The 21501-nt window shown below is 55.1% G+C and carries 14 protein-coding genes, 7 tRNA genes, 3 rRNA genes and 1 pseudogene; 23 read left to right on the forward strand and 2 right to left on the reverse strand.

Features of this window, described 5'->3' with window-relative positions; translation table 11 throughout:
- Window positions 1-13 precede the first annotated feature (13 nt).
- Window positions 14-346 (forward strand): iron-sulfur cluster insertion protein ErpA, encoded by a 333-nt coding sequence (erpA, locus tag EHN06_RS03810; RefSeq protein WP_228257461.1) that lies wholly within the window; start codon window positions 14-16, stop codon window positions 344-346.
- On the opposite strand, the gene EHN06_RS03815 is transcribed toward erpA, so the two are convergent.
- Window positions 347-1444 carry an anhydro-N-acetylmuramic acid kinase gene (locus EHN06_RS03815; RefSeq protein ID WP_127330362.1) on the reverse strand — a complete coding sequence of 366 codons (1098 nt, stop codon included), beginning with the start codon at window positions 1442-1444 and terminating at the stop codon, window positions 347-349.
- A 4-nt stretch (window positions 1445-1448) separates the two neighbouring features.
- Complete coding sequence (locus tag EHN06_RS03820) at window positions 1449-2837, reverse strand: OapA family protein (protein ID WP_127330364.1); 1389 nt, start codon at window positions 2835-2837, stop codon at window positions 1449-1451.
- A gap of 303 nt (window positions 2838-3140) precedes the next feature.
- Here EHN06_RS03820 and tyrS point away from each other — a divergent pair, with 303 nt between their 5' ends.
- The 22 genes and pseudogenes from tyrS to rplK all read left to right on the forward strand — a co-directional run bounded on the left by tyrS (window position 3141) and on the right by rplK (window position 21500).
- Window positions 3141-4343, forward strand: coding sequence for a tyrosine--tRNA ligase (tyrS, locus tag EHN06_RS03825; RefSeq protein ID WP_127330366.1), 1203 nt, complete (start codon window positions 3141-3143; stop codon window positions 4341-4343).
- Window positions 4344-4815: 472 nt separating this feature from the next.
- Window positions 4816-6355 (forward strand): 16S ribosomal RNA (locus tag EHN06_RS03830).
- A gap of 233 nt (window positions 6356-6588) precedes the next feature.
- Window positions 6589-6665: transfer RNA gene (locus tag EHN06_RS03835), tRNA-Ile, on the forward strand.
- 122 nt (window positions 6666-6787) lie between these two features.
- A tRNA-Ala gene (locus EHN06_RS03840) sits at window positions 6788-6863 on the forward strand.
- Between the two features lie 340 nt (window positions 6864-7203).
- Window positions 7204-10096, forward strand: a 23S ribosomal RNA gene (locus EHN06_RS03845).
- A gap of 85 nt (window positions 10097-10181) precedes the next feature.
- A 5S ribosomal RNA gene (gene rrf, locus EHN06_RS03850) occupies window positions 10182-10296 on the forward strand.
- The 16S, 23S and 5S rRNA genes sit together here with 2 tRNA genes alongside, the layout of an rRNA operon.
- A 239-nt stretch (window positions 10297-10535) precedes the next feature.
- Window positions 10536-11708, forward strand: a complete 1173-nt coding sequence (locus EHN06_RS03855; protein WP_127330368.1) for a hypothetical protein — start codon at window positions 10536-10538, stop codon at window positions 11706-11708.
- Entirely contained in the window at window positions 11708-12799 is a 1092-nt protein-coding gene (locus EHN06_RS03860) for a hypothetical protein (RefSeq protein WP_228257404.1), read from the forward strand. The genes EHN06_RS03855 and EHN06_RS03860 overlap by 1 nt, the downstream gene beginning before the upstream one ends.
- 53 nt (window positions 12800-12852) lie before the next feature.
- The gene (locus tag EHN06_RS03865; RefSeq protein ID WP_206075755.1) at window positions 12853-13353 is read left to right on the forward strand and encodes a hypothetical protein; all 501 of its coding nucleotides are present in this window, start codon (window positions 12853-12855) and stop codon (window positions 13351-13353) included.
- Window positions 13354-13362: 9 nt separating this feature from the next.
- Window positions 13363-15762 (forward strand): DUF6160 family protein, encoded by a 2400-nt coding sequence (locus tag EHN06_RS03870; protein ID WP_127330372.1) that lies wholly within the window; start codon window positions 13363-13365, stop codon window positions 15760-15762.
- Between the two features lie 105 nt (window positions 15763-15867).
- Window positions 15868-16836, forward strand: a complete 969-nt coding sequence (locus EHN06_RS03875; protein WP_127330374.1) for a biotin--[acetyl-CoA-carboxylase] ligase — start codon at window positions 15868-15870, stop codon at window positions 16834-16836.
- Entirely contained in the window at window positions 16833-17540 is a 708-nt protein-coding gene (locus EHN06_RS03880; protein ID WP_323053019.1) for a type III pantothenate kinase, read from the forward strand. Before EHN06_RS03875 ends, EHN06_RS03880 begins: the two co-directional genes overlap by 4 nt.
- Window positions 17541-17562: 22 nt before the next feature.
- Window positions 17563-18225 (forward strand): hypothetical protein, encoded by a 663-nt coding sequence (locus EHN06_RS03885; RefSeq protein WP_228257405.1) that lies wholly within the window; start codon window positions 17563-17565, stop codon window positions 18223-18225.
- Between the two features lie 31 nt (window positions 18226-18256).
- A tRNA-Thr gene (locus tag EHN06_RS03890) sits at window positions 18257-18332 on the forward strand.
- Between the two features lie 39 nt (window positions 18333-18371).
- A tRNA-Tyr gene (locus tag EHN06_RS03895) sits at window positions 18372-18456 on the forward strand.
- Window positions 18457-18466: 10 nt separating this feature from the next.
- A tRNA-Gly gene (locus tag EHN06_RS03900) sits at window positions 18467-18541 on the forward strand.
- Window positions 18542-18558: 17 nt separating this feature from the next.
- Window positions 18559-18634: transfer RNA gene (locus EHN06_RS03905), tRNA-Thr, on the forward strand.
- A 52-nt stretch (window positions 18635-18686) separates the two neighbouring features.
- The gene (gene tuf / locus EHN06_RS03910) at window positions 18687-19883 is read left to right on the forward strand and encodes an elongation factor Tu (RefSeq protein ID WP_127330376.1); all 1197 of its coding nucleotides are present in this window, start codon (window positions 18687-18689) and stop codon (window positions 19881-19883) included.
- A 44-nt stretch (window positions 19884-19927) separates the two neighbouring features.
- A tRNA-Trp gene (locus tag EHN06_RS03915) sits at window positions 19928-20003 on the forward strand.
- 33 nt (window positions 20004-20036) lie between these two features.
- Window positions 20037-20405, forward strand: coding sequence for a preprotein translocase subunit SecE (gene secE / locus EHN06_RS03920; protein WP_012139847.1), 369 nt, complete (start codon window positions 20037-20039; stop codon window positions 20403-20405).
- Window positions 20406-20417: 12 nt separating this feature from the next.
- Window positions 20418-20951 (forward strand): transcription termination/antitermination protein NusG, encoded by a 534-nt coding sequence (nusG, locus tag EHN06_RS03925; RefSeq protein WP_127330378.1) that lies wholly within the window; start codon window positions 20418-20420, stop codon window positions 20949-20951.
- Between the two features lie 118 nt (window positions 20952-21069).
- Window positions 21070-21500: pseudogene (rplK, locus tag EHN06_RS03930) on the forward strand (50S ribosomal protein L11).
- Window position 21501 lies beyond the last annotated feature (1 nt).

Raw genomic sequence — 21501 nt, forward strand, 5'->3', positions numbered from 1 at the left:
AGTTCAGCAACAAATGGCCACACCGCTGTTTCTCAGTGACAGTGCCGTAGCAAAAGTACGCGAATTAGTAGAGGAGGAAGGGAACCCTCAACTCAAATTGCGGGTTTTTGTGACGGGTGGTGGTTGTTCCGGATTTCAATACGGTTTCTCGTTTGATGACAATCAGGACGAGGAAGACACGGCGATTGAAAAAGATGGGGTAACGCTGCTGGTGGATCCGATGAGCTATCAGTACCTGGTGGGAGCGACGGTAGAGTACACGGAAGGCCTACAGGGATCGCAGTTCGTAGTGAGTAACCCGAACGCCAGCTCCACCTGTGGGTGTGGCAGTTCCTTTTCCATCTGATCAGGCGAAATAGACCGCCCCGAGAATTCTTTCCCCGGATGCTCCGGTGACCTCAGGCAGGTTCCCGGGGTGTTTCTCCATAGTCTGTTTGGCGAGCCAGCCGAAAGCAACTGGTTCTACCCACTGAGGGTCCAGTCCCAGATCTGCTGTGGAAGTTATCGTCAGTGGGCTACAGGCCCTCTTCAGCTCCTGCATCAGAAGCGTATTCCGCGTCCCGCCTCCACAGGTAAAAATAGTCATATCCGGAGAGGGTGGCAGTTGGCGTGCAACGGAGGCGACGGTGAGTTCCAACAGTGTCCGCTGCATATCAACGTCGGATACGGCCGGGTGCCTGCGCGAAAGGGTTTTTACCCATTCCAGGTTGAACTTCTCTTTCCCGGTGCTTTTCGGGGGCGGCCTCATAAAGTAAGCGTCTGAAAGCATATCTTCGAGTAATTCCTGATGGACCATGCCTTCAGCGGCCCACCTCCCGTCTTTATCGTAAGGGCGTCCAGTCTGATATTGGCACCAAGCGTCCATCAGGGCGTTAGCGGGGCCAGTGTCAAAACCGGTAACCGGCCGATGCCTGCCGGCTGGCAGCCAGCTGATATTGGCGATGCCGCCAAGATTGAGGATGCAGCGGTCTTCAGTCGCAGAGCCAAAGAAGGTTTTATGGAACGCAGGAACGAGCGGTGCGCCTTGTCCGCCTGCTGACATATCCCGCCGGCGGAAGTCGGCAACAGTGGTAATACCCGTTCTCTCCGCGATCAGGTTGGGGTCGCCAATCTGAAGGGAGAAGGGCGTATTGCCTCGGGGCTGATGGCGAAGGGTCTGGCCGTGGCTACCGATGGCAGAAACTTCACTGCTGGTTATGCCGGCCTTGTCGATGGTCAGTGTTGCCGCCTCGGCAAACAGGCTGCCCACGATGTGATCGAGTTCTCCGAGTTCGTCGGGTGTTCCCTGATTCTGGCTAAGCTGAGTCAGGCGGTGGCGAATATCTTCGGGGTAGGAAATGCTGTGAGTGGCATGAATCTGGACCCGATCACCGGGGAATGACACCAGCACGGCGTCGATACCGTCCATGCTGGTGCCGGACATCAGTCCCAGCCACTTGCTCATGAGCTTACTCGTCTCGGGCCAGCGCGAGCTGCTGGTGGCCGTCACGGTATACATCCAGCTGGGCAACCTGCTGTTCCGCAAACTTGCTGAAGCGCGCCATTTCAGATTTGGGTACCGGTTTGGCATCCGGCAGATCCACCGTACGGGAATTTCGTGGCGCACCATTCATGCGGAACTCGTAGTGCAGATGTGGACCGGTGACCATCCCGGAGGAGCCCACATAGCCGATGGTTTCCCCCTGTTTCACTCGGGCGCCATTCCTGATGCCTTTGCCCAGGCGGCTCATGTGAGCATACAGGGTGGTTATGTTGTCGCCATGGGAGAGAATCACGGTGCGACCATAACCGCCTTTCCAGCCAGCGAAATGCACCCGACCATTTCCGGCGGCTTTAATGGGGGTCCCTGGAGGAGCAGCGTAGTCAGTACCTTCGTGAGGGCGGACGACATCGAGAACCGGGTGACGGCGCTGCATATTAAACGGCGAGGATACCCGTGCATTGATCGGAGTCCTCAGGAACGCCTTGCGCATGCTGGAGCCATCGGGGGCATAATAATCGCTGTCACCCTTGCTATCGGTATACAACAGCGCTATGTTCTCTTCGCCTCTGTTAACGAAGCGGGCAGAAAGGATTCGGCCGGTGTCAAACTTTTCGCCATCCAGGTAGAGTTCTTCGTAAACCACCTCAAACCGGTCACCCTTGCGAACATCGTATACGAAGTCGATATCCCAGCCGAAGATGCCGGCCATCTCCATGGCAAGCCGGTCGCTCATGCCGGCTTCCCGGGCTGCAACATAAAGGGAGCCATCAATAACACCGGAAACGAAGGCCGGACGGGCCTCGGGTTCACGGACAATGGTCTCACCCTTGAAGCCATCTTCAACCCGGGATATGTGAAGTGTTTCCAGCAAGCTGCGTTTCAGGTCAATGGCGGCCAGATCCCCATTGGCATCGGTTGCGAAGGCGATGGTTTCACCCGCATACAGGCGCTGCAGCTTGCCTGCGTCGCCCTCGCCATGGATGACCTTCAGCATAATGCCATCGTTGAATCCGGCATCACGAAACAGGGAAGACAAGGTGTCCCCGGATTTGATTTTGTGTTCCTGCCAGTCCAGCTTGGGCGCCTGGTCTGCTGTCGGAGACGTGTTTGCCAGCTCAAGCTCAACGTTCGCGGGAGCTGGTTTGTCACCCGAGCCTGAAGTGTTGCCACTTGAAACCGGCGTGCCTTCTTTTGGGGGTGCAGAATTGGTGACAGGATTGCCATTCAGATCCAGGGAGTAGGACATTCTCTTGGCCTCAACGTCGGAGCTGGGGCTCATCAGAATGGCGGCCGTCACTACCACAGTGGCTGCAGCAGCAATGGTAATATGTGTTTTGGGAAACGTTTTCAGCACGTGCGACACCCGTTTTAATCGGTATTCCGGTAGGTTGAACTACCTAATTAAAGCTGTTGTTCAAGTATAGTCCAACAGATTACCGTATAAAATGCATGTGGGACAGCGTGTAACATTACAGTTACTACTCTACCCGCCAGATTTCTGGTGGCGTCATTGCTATAATGCTCCGCCCTGACCATTCGGATCTGCTTAAAAACTGAGCATTCTAATGTATCAGGGGATCGGGTAACTCACAGATTTCTTTTGTAGAGGTCTGTAACTGACAGAATCTTTCTAGATAAAACTGGGGACGTGTAGTTCATGGCATCTATCGATGAAGCGTTAGCCATAATAAAGCGTGGCATTGACGAACTGGTTCCGGAAGACGATCTGGTTGCCAAGTTAAAGGAAGGTCGGCCTCTGCGCATCAAAGCGGGTTTTGACCCCACCGCGCCCGATCTCCATCTTGGGCATACTGTCCTTATTAACAAGCTGCGACAGTTTCAGGATCTGGGTCACGAAGTCATCTTCCTGATTGGTGACTTCACCGGCAAGATTGGTGATCCGACTGGCAAGAGTGCAACGCGCCCCCCGTTGACCGATCAGCAGGTGGCGGACAATGCCGTTACCTATAAAGAGCAGGTATTCAAGATTCTGGACCCGGAAAAAACCCGAGTGGTTTTCAACTCCGACTGGATGGGAAAGATGACTGCGGCGGATATGATCCGATTGGCTGGCCAGAGTACGGTTGCCCGAATGCTTGAGCGCGACGACTTTTCAAAGCGCTATGAGTCGAATCAGCCAATTGCGATTCACGAATTCCTCTACCCGCTGGTGCAGGGTTACGACTCGGTCGCTCTGAAGGCAGATGTCGAGCTTGGCGGTACTGATCAGCGTTTTAACCTGGGGATGGGGCGCACGATTCAGAGTCGCTACGGCCAGGAACCCCAGGTTATCCTCACCATGCCCATTCTGGAAGGTCTGGATGGCGTCCAGAAGATGTCCAAATCCCTGGGGAATTATGTTGGGGTTAATGATGCGCCGGGCGAGATGTACACCAAATTGCTGTCCATGCCGGACGATTTGTTGTGGCGTTACTTCGAACTGCTGAGTTTTCGTCCGCTTGCGGAGGTCGAGGGATTCCGCAAGGAAGTGGAGGCAGGGGCCAATCCGCAGGACTATAAGAAGCTGCTGGCGGAAGAGATCATTGCCCGCTTCCATGACGAGGAGGCGGCGAAGACCGCTCACAAGTCGGCTGGTAACCGGGTCGCCCTCGGTGAGATTCCGGAAAATGTGCCGACGGTCGAGGTCTCCCTTGAGGGGAAAGCGGAAATGCCGATGGCCGCTGTTCTGCGTCTGGCTGGCCTGGTAAAAAATGGCGCGGCGGCGAGGGATGTTCTCGGGCGGGGCGCGGTCTTTGTTGACGGCCAGCAGTTTGAGGGTGATCGTGCGTTTGTGGAGGGTGACGATTGTGTCATCCAGGCGGGTAAGAAGAAGATTGCCCGGGTTCTGGTTGTTGCGTAACCGATTTCGGTCGATTTTAAAGTTTTTTCAGAATCGCCGTTGACACTTCGCCTGAGCTCTGTAGAATGCGCATCTCTTTCAAGGGGCAGGCCACTGAGGCGGCTCCGGAATCGAAAGGCAACTGTTTGAAAGTGTTGAAGAAAATGAGTTTCAAATTTCTTCAGAAAGCGGTTGACAAGGTGGCGGTTCACTGTAGAATGCGCCCCTCGAAACAAGCAGTAAGCCGGTGAGTTTTTCGGCGGTTTCCGGAGACGGGAAGCAGCGAAAAATAAACGGTTGACAAGGCGGCGAAGCGATGTAGAATACGCCACCTTGATTGAGCAGACGCTCAACGCTCTTTAAAAAGTTAACCAAGTAATTCGTGTGGGCGCTGGCCGAGGTATTTCGGATACGAAATATCAGGACAGTGACTCGTCGAAATTGAGTTTTGTCTTGAGCAAGAATAGAGAATCTTCGGATTCTTGTATGATTTAAACTGAAGAGTTTGATCATGGCTCAGATTGAACGCTGGCGGCAGGCTTAACACATGCAAGTCGAGCGGTAACAGGGGGAGCTTGCTCCCCGCTGACGAGCGGCGGACGGGTGAGTAATGCTTAGGAAACTGCCCAGTAGTGGGGGATAGCCCGGGGAAACCCGGATTAATACCGCGTACGCCCTTCGGGGGAAAGCAGGGGCTCTTCGGACCTTGCGCTATTGGATGTGCCTAAGTCGGATTAGCTAGTTGGTGGGGTAAAGGCCTACCAAGGCGACGATCCGTAGCTGGTCTGAGAGGATGATCAGCCACATCGGGACTGAGACACGGCCCGAACTCCTACGGGAGGCAGCAGTGGGGAATATTGGACAATGGGGGCAACCCTGATCCAGCCATGCCGCGTGTGTGAAGAAGGCTTTCGGGTTGTAAAGCACTTTCAGTGAGGAGGAAGGCTGTAAGGTTAATACCCTTGCAGATTGACGTTACTCACAGAAGAAGCACCGGCTAACTCCGTGCCAGCAGCCGCGGTAATACGGAGGGTGCAAGCGTTAATCGGAATTACTGGGCGTAAAGCGCGCGTAGGTGGTTTGATAAGCGAGATGTGAAAGCCCCGGGCTTAACCTGGGAACGGCATTTCGAACTGTCAGGCTAGAGTGTGGTAGAGGGTAGTGGAATTTCCTGTGTAGCGGTGAAATGCGTAGATATAGGAAGGAACACCAGTGGCGAAGGCGGCTACCTGGACCAACACTGACACTGAGGTGCGAAAGCGTGGGGAGCAAACAGGATTAGATACCCTGGTAGTCCACGCCGTAAACGATGTCAACTAGCCGTTGGGACTCTTGAAGTCTTAGTGGCGCAGCTAACGCACTAAGTTGACCGCCTGGGGAGTACGGCCGCAAGGTTAAAACTCAAATGAATTGACGGGGGCCCGCACAAGCGGTGGAGCATGTGGTTTAATTCGACGCAACGCGAAGAACCTTACCTGGCCTTGACATGCAGAGAACTTTCCAGAGATGGATTGGTGCCTTCGGGAACTCTGACACAGGTGCTGCATGGCCGTCGTCAGCTCGTGTCGTGAGATGTTGGGTTAAGTCCCGTAACGAGCGCAACCCCTATCCCTAGTTGCTAGCAGTTCGGCTGAGAACTCTAGGGAGACTGCCGGTGACAAACCGGAGGAAGGTGGGGATGACGTCAGGTCATCATGGCCCTTACGGCCAGGGCTACACACGTGCTACAATGGCGCGCACAGAGGGCTGCAAACCTGCGAGGGGGAGCCAATCTCACAAAACGCGTCGTAGTCCGGATCGGAGTCTGCAACTCGACTCCGTGAAGTCGGAATCGCTAGTAATCGTGAATCAGAATGTCACGGTGAATACGTTCCCGGGCCTTGTACACACCGCCCGTCACACCATGGGAGTGGATTGCACCAGAAGTGGTTAGTCTAACCTTCGGGAGGACGATCACCACGGTGTGGTTCATGACTGGGGTGAAGTCGTAACAAGGTAGCCGTAGGGGAACCTGCGGCTGGATCACCTCCTTAAACGAAGCCGAACGCTTCGGTCAGAGTCCACACGAATTACTTGGTTGGCTAATAAAGAGAGCAAAAGGGTCTATGCAGGCCCGATGTCGGTTTGACCAGACCCTAGGGTTTGGCGCCGGATTCGGATCGGCTGGCAAGGCGCAGGTTGAGTGAAAGCGGGAGCGTACACACGTACGTGACCAATTGAGCGAAAGCTGCAACGCAGTCCAGGCGATTCGAAGACAAGCGAAACCGGGTCTGTAGCTCAGGTGGTTAGAGCGCACCCCTGATAAGGGTGAGGTCGGTGGTTCAAGTCCACCCAGACCCACCAGAATTGCGTGGCTCGTCGTTGTGTCCGGACTTGCATAGCAGGCTATGCGGCGCCCGAACACGCCTAGATCCACACAATTCTATGGCTAAGGTTAAATTGGCCTGGCTTGTGTGGAAGATCGAGGGGCCATAGCTCAGCTGGGAGAGCGCCTGCCTTGCACGCAGGAGGTCGGCGGTTCGATCCCGCCTGGCTCCACCAAAAGCCTGAACGATCGATGCTTACATAACTGACTAACTCCGGTTAGCAGTGTGCAGAAACAAGCGTTTCGTTTTAATGACAGAGGTTGTTAAGCGAAGTTCTTCTTTCTGATCACTGGGTCAGATTTGCTCTTTAACAAATTGGACGAGATAGAACACGAATATTGTTTCTCATTATCTCCGAGGAACAATGTTCAATGTGATAGCGATTTCAAGCGTTATCCGGTGTTGTCGTTGAAGTGGTTGTTGTATGACTTCAGTCGGCTGTCTCGAATAAGCGTCCGCATCAGGGTTACCTGGTGAAGGGTGTGGATTCGTGATCAGTTGTCTTGGGGTTATATAGTCAAGCAACTAAGCGCATACGGTGGATGCCTTGGCAGTCAGAGGCGATGAAAGACGTGGAAGCCTGCGATAAGGTTCGGGGAGCTGGCAAACGAGCTGTGATCCGGACATCTCTGAATGGGGAAACCCACCGACTTTCGGGTCGGTACCTTGCACTGAATCCATAGGTGTAAGGGGCGAACTCGGGGAACTGAAACATCTAAGTACCCGAAGGAAAAGAAATCAACCGAGATTCCCTCAGTAGCGGCGAGCGAACGGGGACCAGCCCTTAAGCTGGACAACTGGTAGGAGAAGGCTCTGGAAAGTGCCGCCATAGTGGGTGATAGCCCCGTATCCGAAACCTGAGTCCAGTGAAATCGAGTAGGACGGGACACGTGATATCCTGTCTGAACATGGGGGGACCATCCTCCAAGGCTAAATACTCCTGACTGACCGATAGTGAACCAGTACCGTGAGGGAAAGGCGAAAAGAACCCCTGTGAGGGGAGTGAAATAGATCCTGAAACCGTATGCGTACAAGCAGTCGGAGCGGACTTGTTCCGTGACGGCGTACCTTTTGTATAATGGGTCAGCGACTTATGTTCAGTGGCGAGGTTAACCGTATAGGGGAGCCGTAGGGAAACCGAGTCTGAATAGGGCGATTTAGTCGCTGGGCATAGACCCGAAACCGGGCGATCTATCCATGAGCAGGTTGAAGGTTGAGTAACATCAACTGGAGGACCGAACCCACTGTCGTTGAAAAGCCAGGGGATGACTTGTGGATCGGAGTGAAAGGCTAATCAAGCCCGGAGATAGCTGGTTCTCCCCGAAAGCTATTTAGGTAGCGCCTCGGACGAATACCACAGGGGGTAGAGCACTGTTTCGGCTAGGGGGTCATCCCGACTTACCAACCCGATGCAAACTCCGAATACCTGTGAGTACTATCCGGGAGACACACGGCGGGTGCTAACGTCCGTCGTGAAGAGGGAAACAACCCAGACCGCCAGCTAAGGTCCCCAAGTACCAGTTAAGTGGGAAACGATGTGGGAAGGCTCAGACAGCTAGGAGGTTGGCTTAGAAGCAGCCATCCTTTAAAGAAAGCGTAATAGCTCACTAGTCGAGTCGGCCTGCGCGGAAGATGTAACGGGGCTCAAACTGGTCACCGAAGCTGCGGCTGCATACTTTGTATGCGGGGTAGGGGAGCGTTCTGTAAGCCTGCGAAGGTGTGTTGAGAAGCATGCTGGAGGTATCAGAAGTGCGAATGCTGACATGAGTAACGACAATGGGGGTGAAAAACCCCCACGCCGGAAGACCAAGGGTTCCTGCGCAACGCTAATCGGCGCAGGGTGAGTCGGCCCCTAAGGCGAGACCGAAAGGTGTAGTCGATGGGAAACGGGTTAATATTCCCGTACCATGGATCACTGCGATGGAGAGACGGAGAAGGCTAGGTGAGCCGGGCGACGGTTGTCCCGGTTTAAGCGAGTAGGGAGAGGACTTAGGCAAATCCGGGTCCTCAATCCTGAGACGCGACGACGACTGCCCATTGGGCGGGAAGTCATTGATGCCCTGCTTCCAGGAAAATCTTCTAAGCTTCAGGTGATTCGAGACCGTACCCCAAACCGACACAGGTGGTCAGGTAGAGAATACCAAGGCGCTTGAGAGAACTCGGGTAAAGGAACTAGGCAAAATGGTGCCGTAACTTCGGGAGAAGGCACGCCGGTGTGTACGTGAAGCCCCTGCGGGTGGAGCGGAAGCCGGTCGAAGATACCAGGCCCCTGCGACTGTTTATTAAAAACACAGCACTGTGCTAACACGAAAGTGGACGTATACGGTGTGACGCCTGCCCGGTGCCGGAAGGTTAATTGATGGGGTTAGCATTCGTGCGAAGCTCTTGATCGAAGCCCCGGTAAACGGCGGCCGTAACTATAACGGTCCTAAGGTAGCGAAATTCCTTGTCGGGTAAGTTCCGACCTGCACGAATGGCGTAACGATGGGGGCGCTGTCTCTACCCGAGACTCAGTGAAATTGAAATCGCCGTGAAGATGCGGTGTATCCGCGGCTAGACGGAAAGACCCCGTGAACCTTTACTATAGCTTCACAGTGAACTTTGAGCATGTTTGTGTAGGATAGCTGGGAGGCTTTGAAGCGGCGACGCCAGTCGTCGTGGAGCCAACCTTGAAATACCAGCCTGACATGTTTGAGGTTCTAACTTGGTCCCCTGATCGGGGATGAGGACACTGTGTGGTGGGTAGTTTGACTGGGGCGGTCTCCTCCCAAAGCGTAACGGAGGAGCACAAAGGTGGGCTAAGCACGGTCGGACATCGTGCGGTTAGTGTAATGGCACAAGCCCGCTTGACTGCGAGACAGACACGTCGAGCAGGTGCGAAAGCAGGTCATAGTGATCCGGTGGTTCTGTATGGAAGGGCCATCGCTCAACGGATAAAAGGTACTCCGGGGATAACAGGCTGATACCGCCCAAGAGTTCACATCGACGGCGGTGTTTGGCACCTCGATGTCGGCTCATCACATCCTGGGGCTGAAGCCGGTCCCAAGGGTATGGCTGTTCGCCATTTAAAGTGGTACGCGAGCTGGGTTTAGAACGTCGTGAGACAGTTCGGTCCCTATCTGCCGTGGACGTTGGAGATTTGAGGAAAGCTGCTCCTAGTACGAGAGGACCGGAGTGGACGAACCGCTGGTGTTCGGGTTGTGTCGCCAGACGCATTGCCCGGTAGCTATGTTCGGACAGGATAACCGCTGAAAGCATCTAAGCGGGAAGCCCCTTCCAAGATGAGATCTCCCTGGACCCTCGAGGTCCCTGAAGAGCCGTTCAAGACCAGGACGTTGATAGGTCGGGTGTGTAAGCGCTGCGAGGCGTTGAGCTAACCGATACTAATTGCTCGTGCGGCTTGACTATATAACACCCAAGACAATTGCGGATAACGCAACAACGAAATCAACATCACATGTTCTCTCTCGTCCCCCAGTGATCAACCGTTTTGCCTGACGACCATAGCGGTCTGGAACCACCTGATCCCATCCCGAACTCAGAAGTGAAACAGACCTGCGCCGATGGTAGTGTGGCGTTGCCCATGTGAGAGTAGGTCATCGTCAGGCTCCTAATACCAAAAACCCCAGCATCCTCGATGTTGGGGTTTTTTATTGTCCGAAAGAAAGTTCACGATCTCCCCATTCTATGACGTCGCGCACAGTGACACTCTGTAGAGAAAGGTAAGCTTCTGTATACCAACTGGCCAAAAAATAAAAAGAGCCAGCTTCAGAGACGCTCATTTAACATCCGTAGTGCTTAATTGCCGCGCCAGAAAAACAACAGCGGCTTACAGTGAGATGTGACTATGAGTAAACAGGCCGGATTTCTCCTGCTGCTGGCAACCACGGCCACCAGTGTCGGTGCAGAGTTGCGCCCAATATCCGACGATCGGTTATCGGAGGTCACCGGTCAGGCCTTCGTGTCTGTGGATCGCCAATACCATCCTGACGAGACGGACAATACCTCCTACACCAGGGTAAATCTTGGGATGGATGTCGATATTCAAACCAATATTGATACTCTTGAAATCGGTCGGTATGAGCGGGATGGAGAAGACGCCGGTTCCTCAGATGTGCTCATCGACAACTTTTCCCTGGGTTACATCAACAACCAGCCTTACTTTGATCGCAACCCGAAATTCGCCAGACAATACAAACCTGATGGTTCTGCCTACGCCGAGGGAGAGATCGTTCCCTTTACCCTGAGAAATCCGTTCTTCGAGTTTGCTTTCGATGAAGCGACGGAGGAGGTTGTCGGTGTGCGGCTTGGATTCGGTGAGGCCATGGGGGTGTTGTCGGGGGATTTTCAATCCCTGACGGGTAACGTCAATATCGATATTGTCGATCAGGGGGAGGGTCTTAGCGAAGCCAACACTGACGGCAATCTTTTTGACGCGATCATTGTGGCGCTGGCGCCTTACCTTGTTGGCAACAATGCGATCACCAGCCGGGCCGAGCTGGTTTATGGTGCAGAGGGGGACCCCAGGCTGGGAGAACTCGACCCAATCAGGGCTCAATACGCTGGTGTTCCCAACGGCGAAACGTTTGTTGTTGAAGACGTCCCTTTTTTTACTCGCCTGTTAATCCAGGGAGCGGGTGCCTTTAGTAGCTCCCAGATAGAAGTTCATGGGAGTGATGTCCATATTATTGCCCAGGACTGCCAGGTGCTGGGTATTCAAGCCTGCTTTTCGTTAACAGACTTCAAAAGTCTTCCGGTCGGTGAGCTTGGTGAAATAAACGGTGAACGAGCGATTATAGGGCCCGAATCCGGGTTGTTCCTTTCGTTTCAGACACAGGATCTGGACTGGCTGGACGATGTTTCCAAGACAGAGCTCACGCCAGAGGACTTCATTCGCGCGACCAGGGGTGGCTTTTTCAATATTCCCAATGGCTCAGTCGAGTTCAACCTCAATGAGGCGTTAGGCGGAATTGAGCGCCAGCGTGTGGAGTACATTGACCGTGGGCAGGGGCTGTTCTGATGGTTTGTCGAGCAAAAACGCCAAGCCGCGCGGTGATGCCTCGTTGGGTGATCGCCCTGGTGGCCGGCGCCTGGATGACGGTGTATTCCAGCCAGGGTTGGTCCGAACTTGAACGCATGAATGATACCGAACTTTCCGAGGTGGATGGGGCTGGTCTGGGCGTTGTACTGGAAGCGTTCAAATTCTCCCACGGCACCGATGTTCCCGAAGCAGACGGGGGGCAGGCCCGTATATTCAAGATTGGCGGCATAACCAGTACAGATGGCCGGGATGTGGATATTACCGTCAATCATCTTTATATATCCGGCAGTGGCAGCAACTATGGCAGGAATCTTGGTCCGGTTAATCTCGGGCGTTTGATTAACCCTTACCGTATTGATGTGGTCGACGGAAATACGATTGGTGTGACCGATAAGGCGGTATTGGAGTTTGCCGCCCCTGTCATGGTTGATCAAAGCCAGGGATTCGACTGCACCAGCGTGTCGGCTGTGCTGGGCTCAGGACCCTGCTCCAGTCGTCCTGCCACCGCCGATTACATTGGTGAGCGTCCGGATCTTGGCCTGCAGATGAATGTGGCGGTCGGAGATGACCGTTCCGCGAATATCAATATCCACGCCGTGAGTGCGGTGATTGACGGAAGCTACCTCCGCCTGTGGGGGGACAACGACCGCCGCCAGATGGTGGGGCAATTCAGGCTTAACTTCTACTCTCCGGAGCTGTCCATCCATGCCTGTGACCAGAGCGGCGAGTCATGCGGTTCCCGGGTATTGCTAAAGGACTTCGCCCTTGAGCTGGCTATCGGCAACGAGTTGCAGCCTGTGTTCTTTGATGTGGACGGTGCCGGTAACTTTGTTGTCGAGGTGGCCGCGATCCCCCGGCCCGCTCCGGGGGAGATCGGAAGCGATGGCTTGCGGGACAGCAGTCATGCCGCGACATGGGACTTCTATGAAGATTATTACACCAACCCGGACTACCGCAGTAACCTGCGTATCGGCAACTTCAGTGTGAGTGACCGGGATTTTGGCTCCGCGAGGGTTGAAGGGATGCTGATCCAGCACCTCGAAATTCGGACCAGGGACCTGGCGCCATGACGACAGCGATTCACCTGCCAGTTTCCCTACTGTTGTGTGCACTTGGACTATTCATGCCGGGAGAGGCTGGGGCCGAACTGGAGCGGCTGGATGACGATGCACTCGGTGCCGTGTCGGGAAAAGGCGGAATTTATCTGTCCGGTGACTTCAGTATTAACGAACTCGGTGGCCCGATTGAAAACAGCTATTTTGGTCGCTGTGATGATGCAACCAGGAAATGCGGGGCGCGATTCGCCTATCGACTGAAAGAGAATGGAGGCTGGATGGTTCTGGACGATATCCGCGGCAATTTCGCTTTCGAAGGCCTGACCCTGGGAGTGCGTTACATAGATTCAGGATTCGCGGGAGATGGCGAGCTGTTCCAGAAGGATGTGCTGGAGCTGGGTTTGCCCAACACCGTCAGATTTAACGATGTACAGTTCAAGATTGCTGCCAGTAACACGGCACGGCCCACGGACCCCGGATTCCAGCAGACAGATCTCTTTTCCGTGGGAATGCGGGGAGAGGTTGTCATGGAGGGCAATCTGCTGGTGTTCCCAACGGGGAACCCATAGGGAGATGTCATGATGAGCTTCGATAGTTGGCTGTCTTCTTTATCATACGCCGCTGGCATGGTTCTGGTGTTTTCCGGGCCAGCGATGGCTGAGATGCAGCGCCTCGATGACAGCGACTTGGCCGCAGTCAGTGGTCAGAGCGGTATCACCCTGGAGATGGACGTCGAGATGGCGGCCGATCGTATTTCGTACTTTGATGATGGTAACGGTATTCATCTGGAGGACTTTCGAATCGGATCGGCCACGGATTCGGGTGGTGGGGCGTTTCATCGAGTCAGGGTGAATGTTAGTGACGATGCGGCCCTGAACCTGGACTACCTGGTTGACGATCGCAGAGTCGAGTTTGGCGATGTGCGTCTTGCCGGCGCCCCCGGTCTGAGCATGGGCGGCGTGTTCTTCGATCACACTCTGGAAGGTTCTCTGCGCATTCGTCCGGGTGGCGCTCTCGGCGGCCCCGGGTATACCTTTGACACCGCTTACACCATGACAGGTGGACGTCTGGGGTATCGCACCAACGGAAATGAAATCTTCCTGGATAATATGACTCTGGACGTGGAAGCCCTTGGCGTCACCCTGGATGTAGTGGGCGAAACCCTTCGTCTCGAGGCGCCGCGGATTGTTGGTTCCTATGACATTGGCGCTATCCGTTACAGCGGCAACCCGCTCAATCATGGGCATTCAAGAGATGTAACCACCGGAGCTGCACTGCCCAGTTACGGCAGTGTGAGCGGGGCATTTGATCTAGCCAGCACCACCAATATCAACGCTGGAGGGCGCTCTGGAGAAGGCCTTCGGGTTGACCACGTGACAACCATCAACAGCGCCCACTTTATCTATCGTGACGACGGGAATGCGCTTGCCCTGCGTGAGATCAGCGGGCATTACCGGGTGAACGACTTGCGTCTGGATGTTACCGATGACTGGCAAGGACGACCCGCGCTGGGGCTGACACTGGGGGCGATGGAGGGTGAGATCAATATCGGGGCCATCGAAATGGGGGGCAGCGGTCGTAGCCTCGGAGAAGTAAATATCAGTTTTTTGCTGGAAGGCCGGGAATTTGGGGGGCGTCCTTACACCAACTCGCTCTATCTTCAAGGGGGAGGGCATCCTGATGCGGGCGGACAGGGGCTTCGACTGGCGACAGAATGGAGTCTGAAGCTGGCTGACCTGAGCTATACCGAGGACGGTAACCGGGTAATTTTCAGTGGCCTGCAGTCCTGGGGGCGCGGCGACATTACGGTAAACGTGACCCGGGACGAGGTTCGCAACGGTACCCGTTTTTACGATGGCCTGAGGGTCGGTTTTGAGGACATCAGGGCAGGTTACCGGATAAACGGTATACGGGTTGGCGACGATGAGGCGCCGTTGCAGGGTGGAACAGAACTGTTGCTGGCGCTGGGCTTTTACCCAGCCTATGAATTTGAGCTGGATGGCCACATGACGCTTGGAGCAGGCGGGGCCAGCGGGGAGGGGGTAACCGTTAATTCGGACATTAAGATCCGTAACGGCAGGGCGGCATTGATTGCTGCCCCCTACGATGACGGGGCCGGGGAAGTCAGCCAGAAGGGACTGTGGTTAAGTGATCTCAGTTACGACGGTCATATCCGGGATATGACCGTCGATGTTACCGAGCAAGGCTTGGCCTTCAACACCGCAGAGAGTTGGAGCACCCTGGATGTCGGTAATCTCCGACTGGGCGATAAGGATTCCGGCCAAAGCTTCGGCCGTTTTGTGATTCAGACGTATGAAACCAGGAGCGGGCTAACCATTGTGCCCGGAGGTTCCGGCGAAGTATGTGCTGGAGGGGTTGGCGCCACGGCGACAGCCTGTACCGCATCCGGAGGGATGTGGCAGGATCGGGGTGACGAGGGCGTTACGGTCAGGATGAAACAGATTTTTGCGAAAGCAGAGGGTAATTCCCGAAAAAATGCCTTTACCTGGGAGACCAACCGGGAAACTGACGGCAGTGGCCTGGCGATCAACAACACCGGAACCCGACTGGTGCTCAATGATATTCATACCAGCGATGGCGGCGACTTTGACAGCGATGGCATCGACGACAATACCTTTGGTGTTCGTACCGATGTATCTGTCGATGTCTACCAGACCCGGGTGGTGAAAAAAGTCGACGGGCCGGACGCTCTCGGGGTGTCGGGGTTTCGCGGGGATGAGAAAATAATGGATGCGACAGCCGTTGCAGGTTATCGCTATGAGTCTGCGCCCTCCTCTGCCGATCTGGAAAACCGTCCGCTGGGGTTTGCAGTCAGGGCGCAAAGTCGCTTCAAGGAGTTGTCCATCAACAATGTTGACCTTGTGCACCCGGTTGGCGGTGCCCAGACGGCTGTTTATGGGGTCCACATGCAGAATTTTGATATCAAGGCGAACCTGACGGCTACGCCAATTCCCTGATTGATAGCCGGGGATCCCCCGGCTTTTTGGTGCGCCTCTTTGTTTTTTGTTCTCCGCTGTTGTTTAATCCCGCTTTGATCCTCTCAAACTCTCAGGCTTTATCCGATGAAATCCCGAGCTCTAATAGGTCTTATGGCGGACGGTCAGGTTCATTCCGGGGAATCTCTTGCGTCCCGTCTTGGTATCAGTCGAACGGCAATCTGGAAGCAGGTTAAAAGAGCGGCGGACGAAGGCTACGAGATCGAAACGATTCGCGGCAAGGGGTACCGGCTGGTGACTCCCGTTGATCTTCTCGATAGTGCGATGATTCTTGAAGGTATCCCGGAGTCTGTACGTCGCCGTGTGAAACTGGCGGTACTGGATGAGGTGGACTCCACCAATGCGGAGATTATCCGCCAACGACCAGCGTCGGGATCGTCGGTCATTCCTGTGTGTATTGCCGATCACCAGACTGCCGGGCGAGGACGCAGGGGGCGCGAATGGCAGAGCCCTCGTGGCCAAAACCTGTATTTGAGTCTGGGCCTGACGTTCCATGGTGGATTCGCCATGCTGGACGGGTTGAGCCTGGTGCTGGGGGTGGCCACAGCGGAGGCGCTGGAGGCAATGGGCTCTGGCCAGGTGGGGTTGAAGTGGCCTAACGACATATTCCTTGGCAGAGGCAAGGTGGCCGGCATTCTGGTAGAGCTTCAGGGAGAGCTGGAAGAGGGCATCATTCAGGTGGTGGCAGGTATTGGCCTGAATGTCCATATGAAACAGGCGGAAAGTGTCACCCAGGCCTGGGATAGCCTGTCGGTTGCGAGCCCGGAGGTGGATTGGGCGCGCAACGATTTGGCCGCCAGTCTGGTTGGTTCGCTGGTTGATGCGGCTGACGAGTTTTCTGAGAACGGCTTTGCGGCGTTCCGTGAGCGTTGGCAACAGCGAGACATTTTTTCTGGAAAGTCCCTGGTGGCAAGTCAGGGAAATCTGGCGGGTGTGGGTGCAGGTATTGATGGTTCGGGGAACTATATGCTGGACACTGACGATGGCGTCACCGCCGTGAGGGCCGGAGAGATAAGTTTGCGGGTGCAGTTGTGAGATTGCTGATTGATGCAGGGAATACCCGCGTAAAGTGGCAGTTGGTTGAGAATGGTCGCAAGGTGCTTGATGGTGTCGGGGCACTTGAAGGTGACCCCTTTTCTGGCCTGTCATCGGTGAAGGCCAAGATCTCTCATATTGCCGTCTCCACAGTGGCATCGGAAGACAAGCGCCAATACCTGGCTGAAATGATGTCCCATTATACCTCGGTGAAACCCTGTTTTTACTGGTCGGAAGCCGAGCGGGCCGGGTTGGTGAATGCCTATGGGGACCCCGGGAAAATGGGGGCCGACCGATGGCACGGGATGTATGGGGCGTGGATCAGGCAGGGCGGCAGCTTCGCTATTGTCGATGCAGGCAGTGCCATTACGGTTGATTATGTCGAAGCCGGGGGCAAGCACTTGGGTGGCTATATTCTTCCTGGTCGCCGGATGATGCTGCGCAGTCTCAGAAATGATGCGGCGAGGATCGGTTTTGACGATCATCGGTCGGATGCCGGCGACCCCGGGGCCTCGACCACAGAGTGCGTCCATCATGGGCTGTTCTGGCTCTGGCAGTCGATGGCTGCGCGTATCCATCAGGACTGTCGCGCAAAAAGCATTGACTGTGTCCTGGTAACGGGGGGGACGCATCAGGCATGCTGGCTGCCGGGCTTGAAGCCGAACACCTGCCGGATCTGGTTCTGCATGGTTTGGCCGCAATAGATGCGGAGGCGCTGGGGCGCCCATGAAGTGGCTGGCAATGAGTTTGCTACTGGCGAATGTGGCGCTGTGGTATTACGGCAATGCCCTGGATCCACAGTCGGGTAGTGTGGTTCAGGGTGACGGTCGGTTACCTCGGGTGGCAACGCTCAAGACCGGGGAGGAAGGATCTGCCGGGAGCAATCCGGCGCCGCCGTCGTCTCTTTATTGCGCGCGGGTGGGCTGGTTTGAATCCGAGGCAGGCGTGCGTGAGGTGGCGGCCTCCTTGGGGATGGCTCAGGAAAACTATGCCGTTGAGCGGCTGGAGCGTGAGCTGGAACCGCTGCATTGGGTGCTTATTCCCCCGCAGCCGGAAGATCAGGCCCGGAAGATGTTCCGTGATATCCAGCGCAGGGGCATTGACTCCTATCTGGTGACCGAAGGGGAGAGCCGCAATGCAATCTCTCTGGGGCTGTTTGAGTCCCGGGAAGCCGCAATTTCGGTTCTGGAAGAAAAAAATCGTCAGAATCTCAATGCGGTACTGGCCATCTTCCCCCGAAATCAGATAAGCTACGCGCTCTCTTTTGAGGCAGGCCTGTTTAAAGATGAAGAGCAGGCCAGGGCGGTGGAAGCGGATTATAGAGAGGATTTCGATTTAGTCGAAATCAGGCGTTGTGAAGGTGTTGCAACGCCGGAAAAAAGTCCGTAGTATACCGCCCTCGCTGACGAGGCGAATGTGAGCTGGCGTAGCTCAGTTGGTAGAGCAGCTGACTTGTAATCAGCAGGTCGGGGGTTCGATTCCGTCCGCCAGCTCCACTTTTAGTTTTGACGGGTTTGCGTAAGCGAATCCGACTCGGAGGGGTTCCCGAGTGGCCAAAGGGATCAGACTGTAAATCTGACGGCATCGCCTTCGCAGGTTCGAATCCTGCCCCCTCCACCACTAATTGCTCGCGGGCATCGTATAGTGGCTATTACCTCAGCCTTCCAAGCTGATGACGCGGGTTCGATTCCCGCTGCCCGCTCCAATTTGTTTTTATGAAGTGCTCATGTAGCTCAGTCGGTAGAGCACATCCTTGGTAAGGATGAGGTCACCGGTTCAATTCCGGTCATGAGCTCCACTATTTTGTCCGGTCAACGTTGCGATTTGGGTTGATTAGGGAGATTGGTCGAATGTCTAAAGAAAAATTTGAACGCAGTAAACCGCACTTGAACGTGGGCACCATTGGTCACGTTGACCATGGTAAGACCACTCTGACAGCTGCACTGACTCGTGTATGTCACGAAGTCTGGGGTACCGGTACTGCCAGTGCGTTCGACCAGATCGACAACGCACCGGAGGAGAAGGCGCGTGGTATCACCATCGCGACTTCGCACGTAGAGTACGATTCTCCGACTCGTCACTACGCACACGTAGACTGCCCGGGCCACGCGGATTATGTGAAGAACATGATCACTGGTGCGGCGCAGATGGACGGCGCGATCCTGGTGTGTTCGGCAGCTGACGGCCCCATGCCGCAGACTCGTGAGCACATCCTGCTGTCACGTCAGGTTGGTGTGCCTTACATCGTTGTGTTCCTGAACAAGGCCGACATGGTCGACGATGAAGAGCTGCTCGAGCTGGTTGAGATGGAAGTTCGTGATCTGCTGAGCCAGTACGACTTCCCGGGCGACGACACGCCGATCATTACCGGTTCCGCGCTGATGGCGCTGGAAGGTAAGGACGACAACGAGATGGGTACTACCGCGGTCAAGAAGCTGGTAGAGGCCCTGGACGACTACATCCCTGAGCCGGAGCGTGCGATCGATCAGCCGTTCCTGATGCCGATTGAGGACGTCTTCTCCATCTCCGGTCGTGGTACGGTTGTGACCGGTCGTGTTGAGCGTGGCATCATCAAGGTAGGTGATGAAGTGGAAATCATTGGTATCAAGGATACTGTGAAGACCACTTGTACCGGTGTTGAGATGTTCCGCAAGCTGTTGGACGAAGGTCGTGCCGGTGAGAACGTAGGTGTTCTGCTGCGTGGTACCAAGCGTGACGACGTTGAGCGTGGTCAGGTTCTGGCGGTTCCGGGTTCCATCACTCCGCACACCAAGTTCGAGTGCGAAGTGTACGTACTGTCCAAAGAGGAAGGTGGTCGTCATACGCCGTTCTTCAAGGGCTATCGTCCGCAGTTCTACTTCCGTACCACCGACGTAACCGGTTCTTGCGAACTGCCGGAAGGTGTGGAAATGGTAATGCCGGGTGACAACGTGAAGATGAGTGTTACCCTGATTGCTCCGATCGCCATGGAAGATGGTCTGCGCTTCGCGATCCGCGAAGGTGGCCGTACCGTTGGTGCCGGCGTAGTCTCCAAGATCATCGAGTGACCTTCGGGTCGCTCGTTAGTAGTTGCACTGAGTTGTTTCGGTGCAGGCCAGTAGCTCAATTGGCAGAGCAGCGGTCTCCAAAACCGCAGGTTGGGGGTTCGATTCCCTCCTGGCCTGCCATTTTTTAACATCCGGATACATAAGCTGATTCCTATGGAGTCAAAAGCCGTTCAGTCAACCAGCCGTTTCGATACCCTGAAGTGGCTGGTTGTTTTCGTTCTGATTGCCATCGGTGTGGTGGGGAATCAGTATTTTAGTGCCGAGTCACTGCTGTATCGTGTTCTGGCTCTTGTGGCTCTTGCGTTGGTAGCGGCCTTTGTTGCGCTGCAGACCGACCGTGGTCGTCGTTTCGCGACGCTGCTCAAGGAAGCCAGGGTTGAGATCCGGAAAGTAGTTTGGCCCACCAGGCCCGAACTGGTTCAGACCACCGTTATTGTGGTGGTCTTTGTGCTGGTCGTGGCGTTGTTGTTGTGGGGTATGGATTCGCTGATCAGTTGGCTGGTCGCCGGATTTATCGGTTAACAGGAGTGGGCAATGGCTAAGCGCTGGTACGTCGTTCATGCGTATTCTGGCTTCGAAAAGCACGTGATGCGCACTCTTAGGGAGCGTGTTGCTCTTAACGGCATGGAAGAAAAGTTTGGTGAGATTCTGGTTCCCACCGAAGAAGTTGTAGAGATGCGTGACGGGAAGAAGCGCAAGAGTGAGCGCAAGTTCTATCCCGGTTATGTGTTGGTCCAGATGGAAATGGATGATGCCACCTGGCACCTGGTGAAGAATACGCCACGTGTGCTCGGTTTTATTGGTGGCACCAAAGACAAGCCGGCGCCGATTACCGAGCGTGAGGCGGAGGCCATTCTGCGTCGTGTTGAGAGCGGCGCTGATAAACCGAAGCCCAAGACACTGTTTGAGCCGGGTGAGATTGTGCGCGTTATTGAGGGGCCGTTTGCGGACTTCAATGGCGTTGTGGAAGAGGTCGACTACGAGAAAAGTCGAGTCAAGGTTGCGGTGCTTATCTTTGGTCGTTCAACTCCGGTAGAGCTGGAGTTTGGGCAGGTTGAGAAAGACTGAGTCGTAGCCTGAAGGCTAAAAGCTCGCGCGCTAATGCGACGCGGGCTTTTTGTGTCTGCTTTATGCAGTTGTAGAAACCGGGGAGCCGAAAGGCGTCAGAACCCACAGGAGAACTATCATGGCAAAGAAGATCGAAGCCTACATCAAGCTTCAGGTTGCTGCCGGTAAGGCCAACCCTAGTCCCCCGTTGGTCCTGCTTTGGGTCAGCGTGGTGTGAATATCATGGAATTCTGTAAGGCGTTCAACGCCCAGACGCAGGATATGGAGCCGGGTCTGCCGATTCCGACAGTGATCACCGTATACAGTGATCGCAGCTTTACCTTCATCACCAAGACCCCGCCTGCACCGGTCCTGCTGAAAAAGGCAGCTGGCATCAAGAGTGGTTCCGGTCGTCCGAATACCGACAAGGTCGGTACCGTGACTCGCGAGCAGCTTGAAGAAATTGCCAAAACCAAAGAGCCGGATCTTACTGCAGCCGATATGGATGCAGCGGTTCGTACCATTGCAGGAACAGCCCGGAGTATGGGCCTTAACGTGGAGGGCCTGTAAC

Source organism: Marinobacter sp. NP-4(2019), assembly GCF_003994855.1.
In the GTDB taxonomy this organism is placed as follows: domain Bacteria; phylum Pseudomonadota; class Gammaproteobacteria; order Pseudomonadales; family Oleiphilaceae; genus Marinobacter.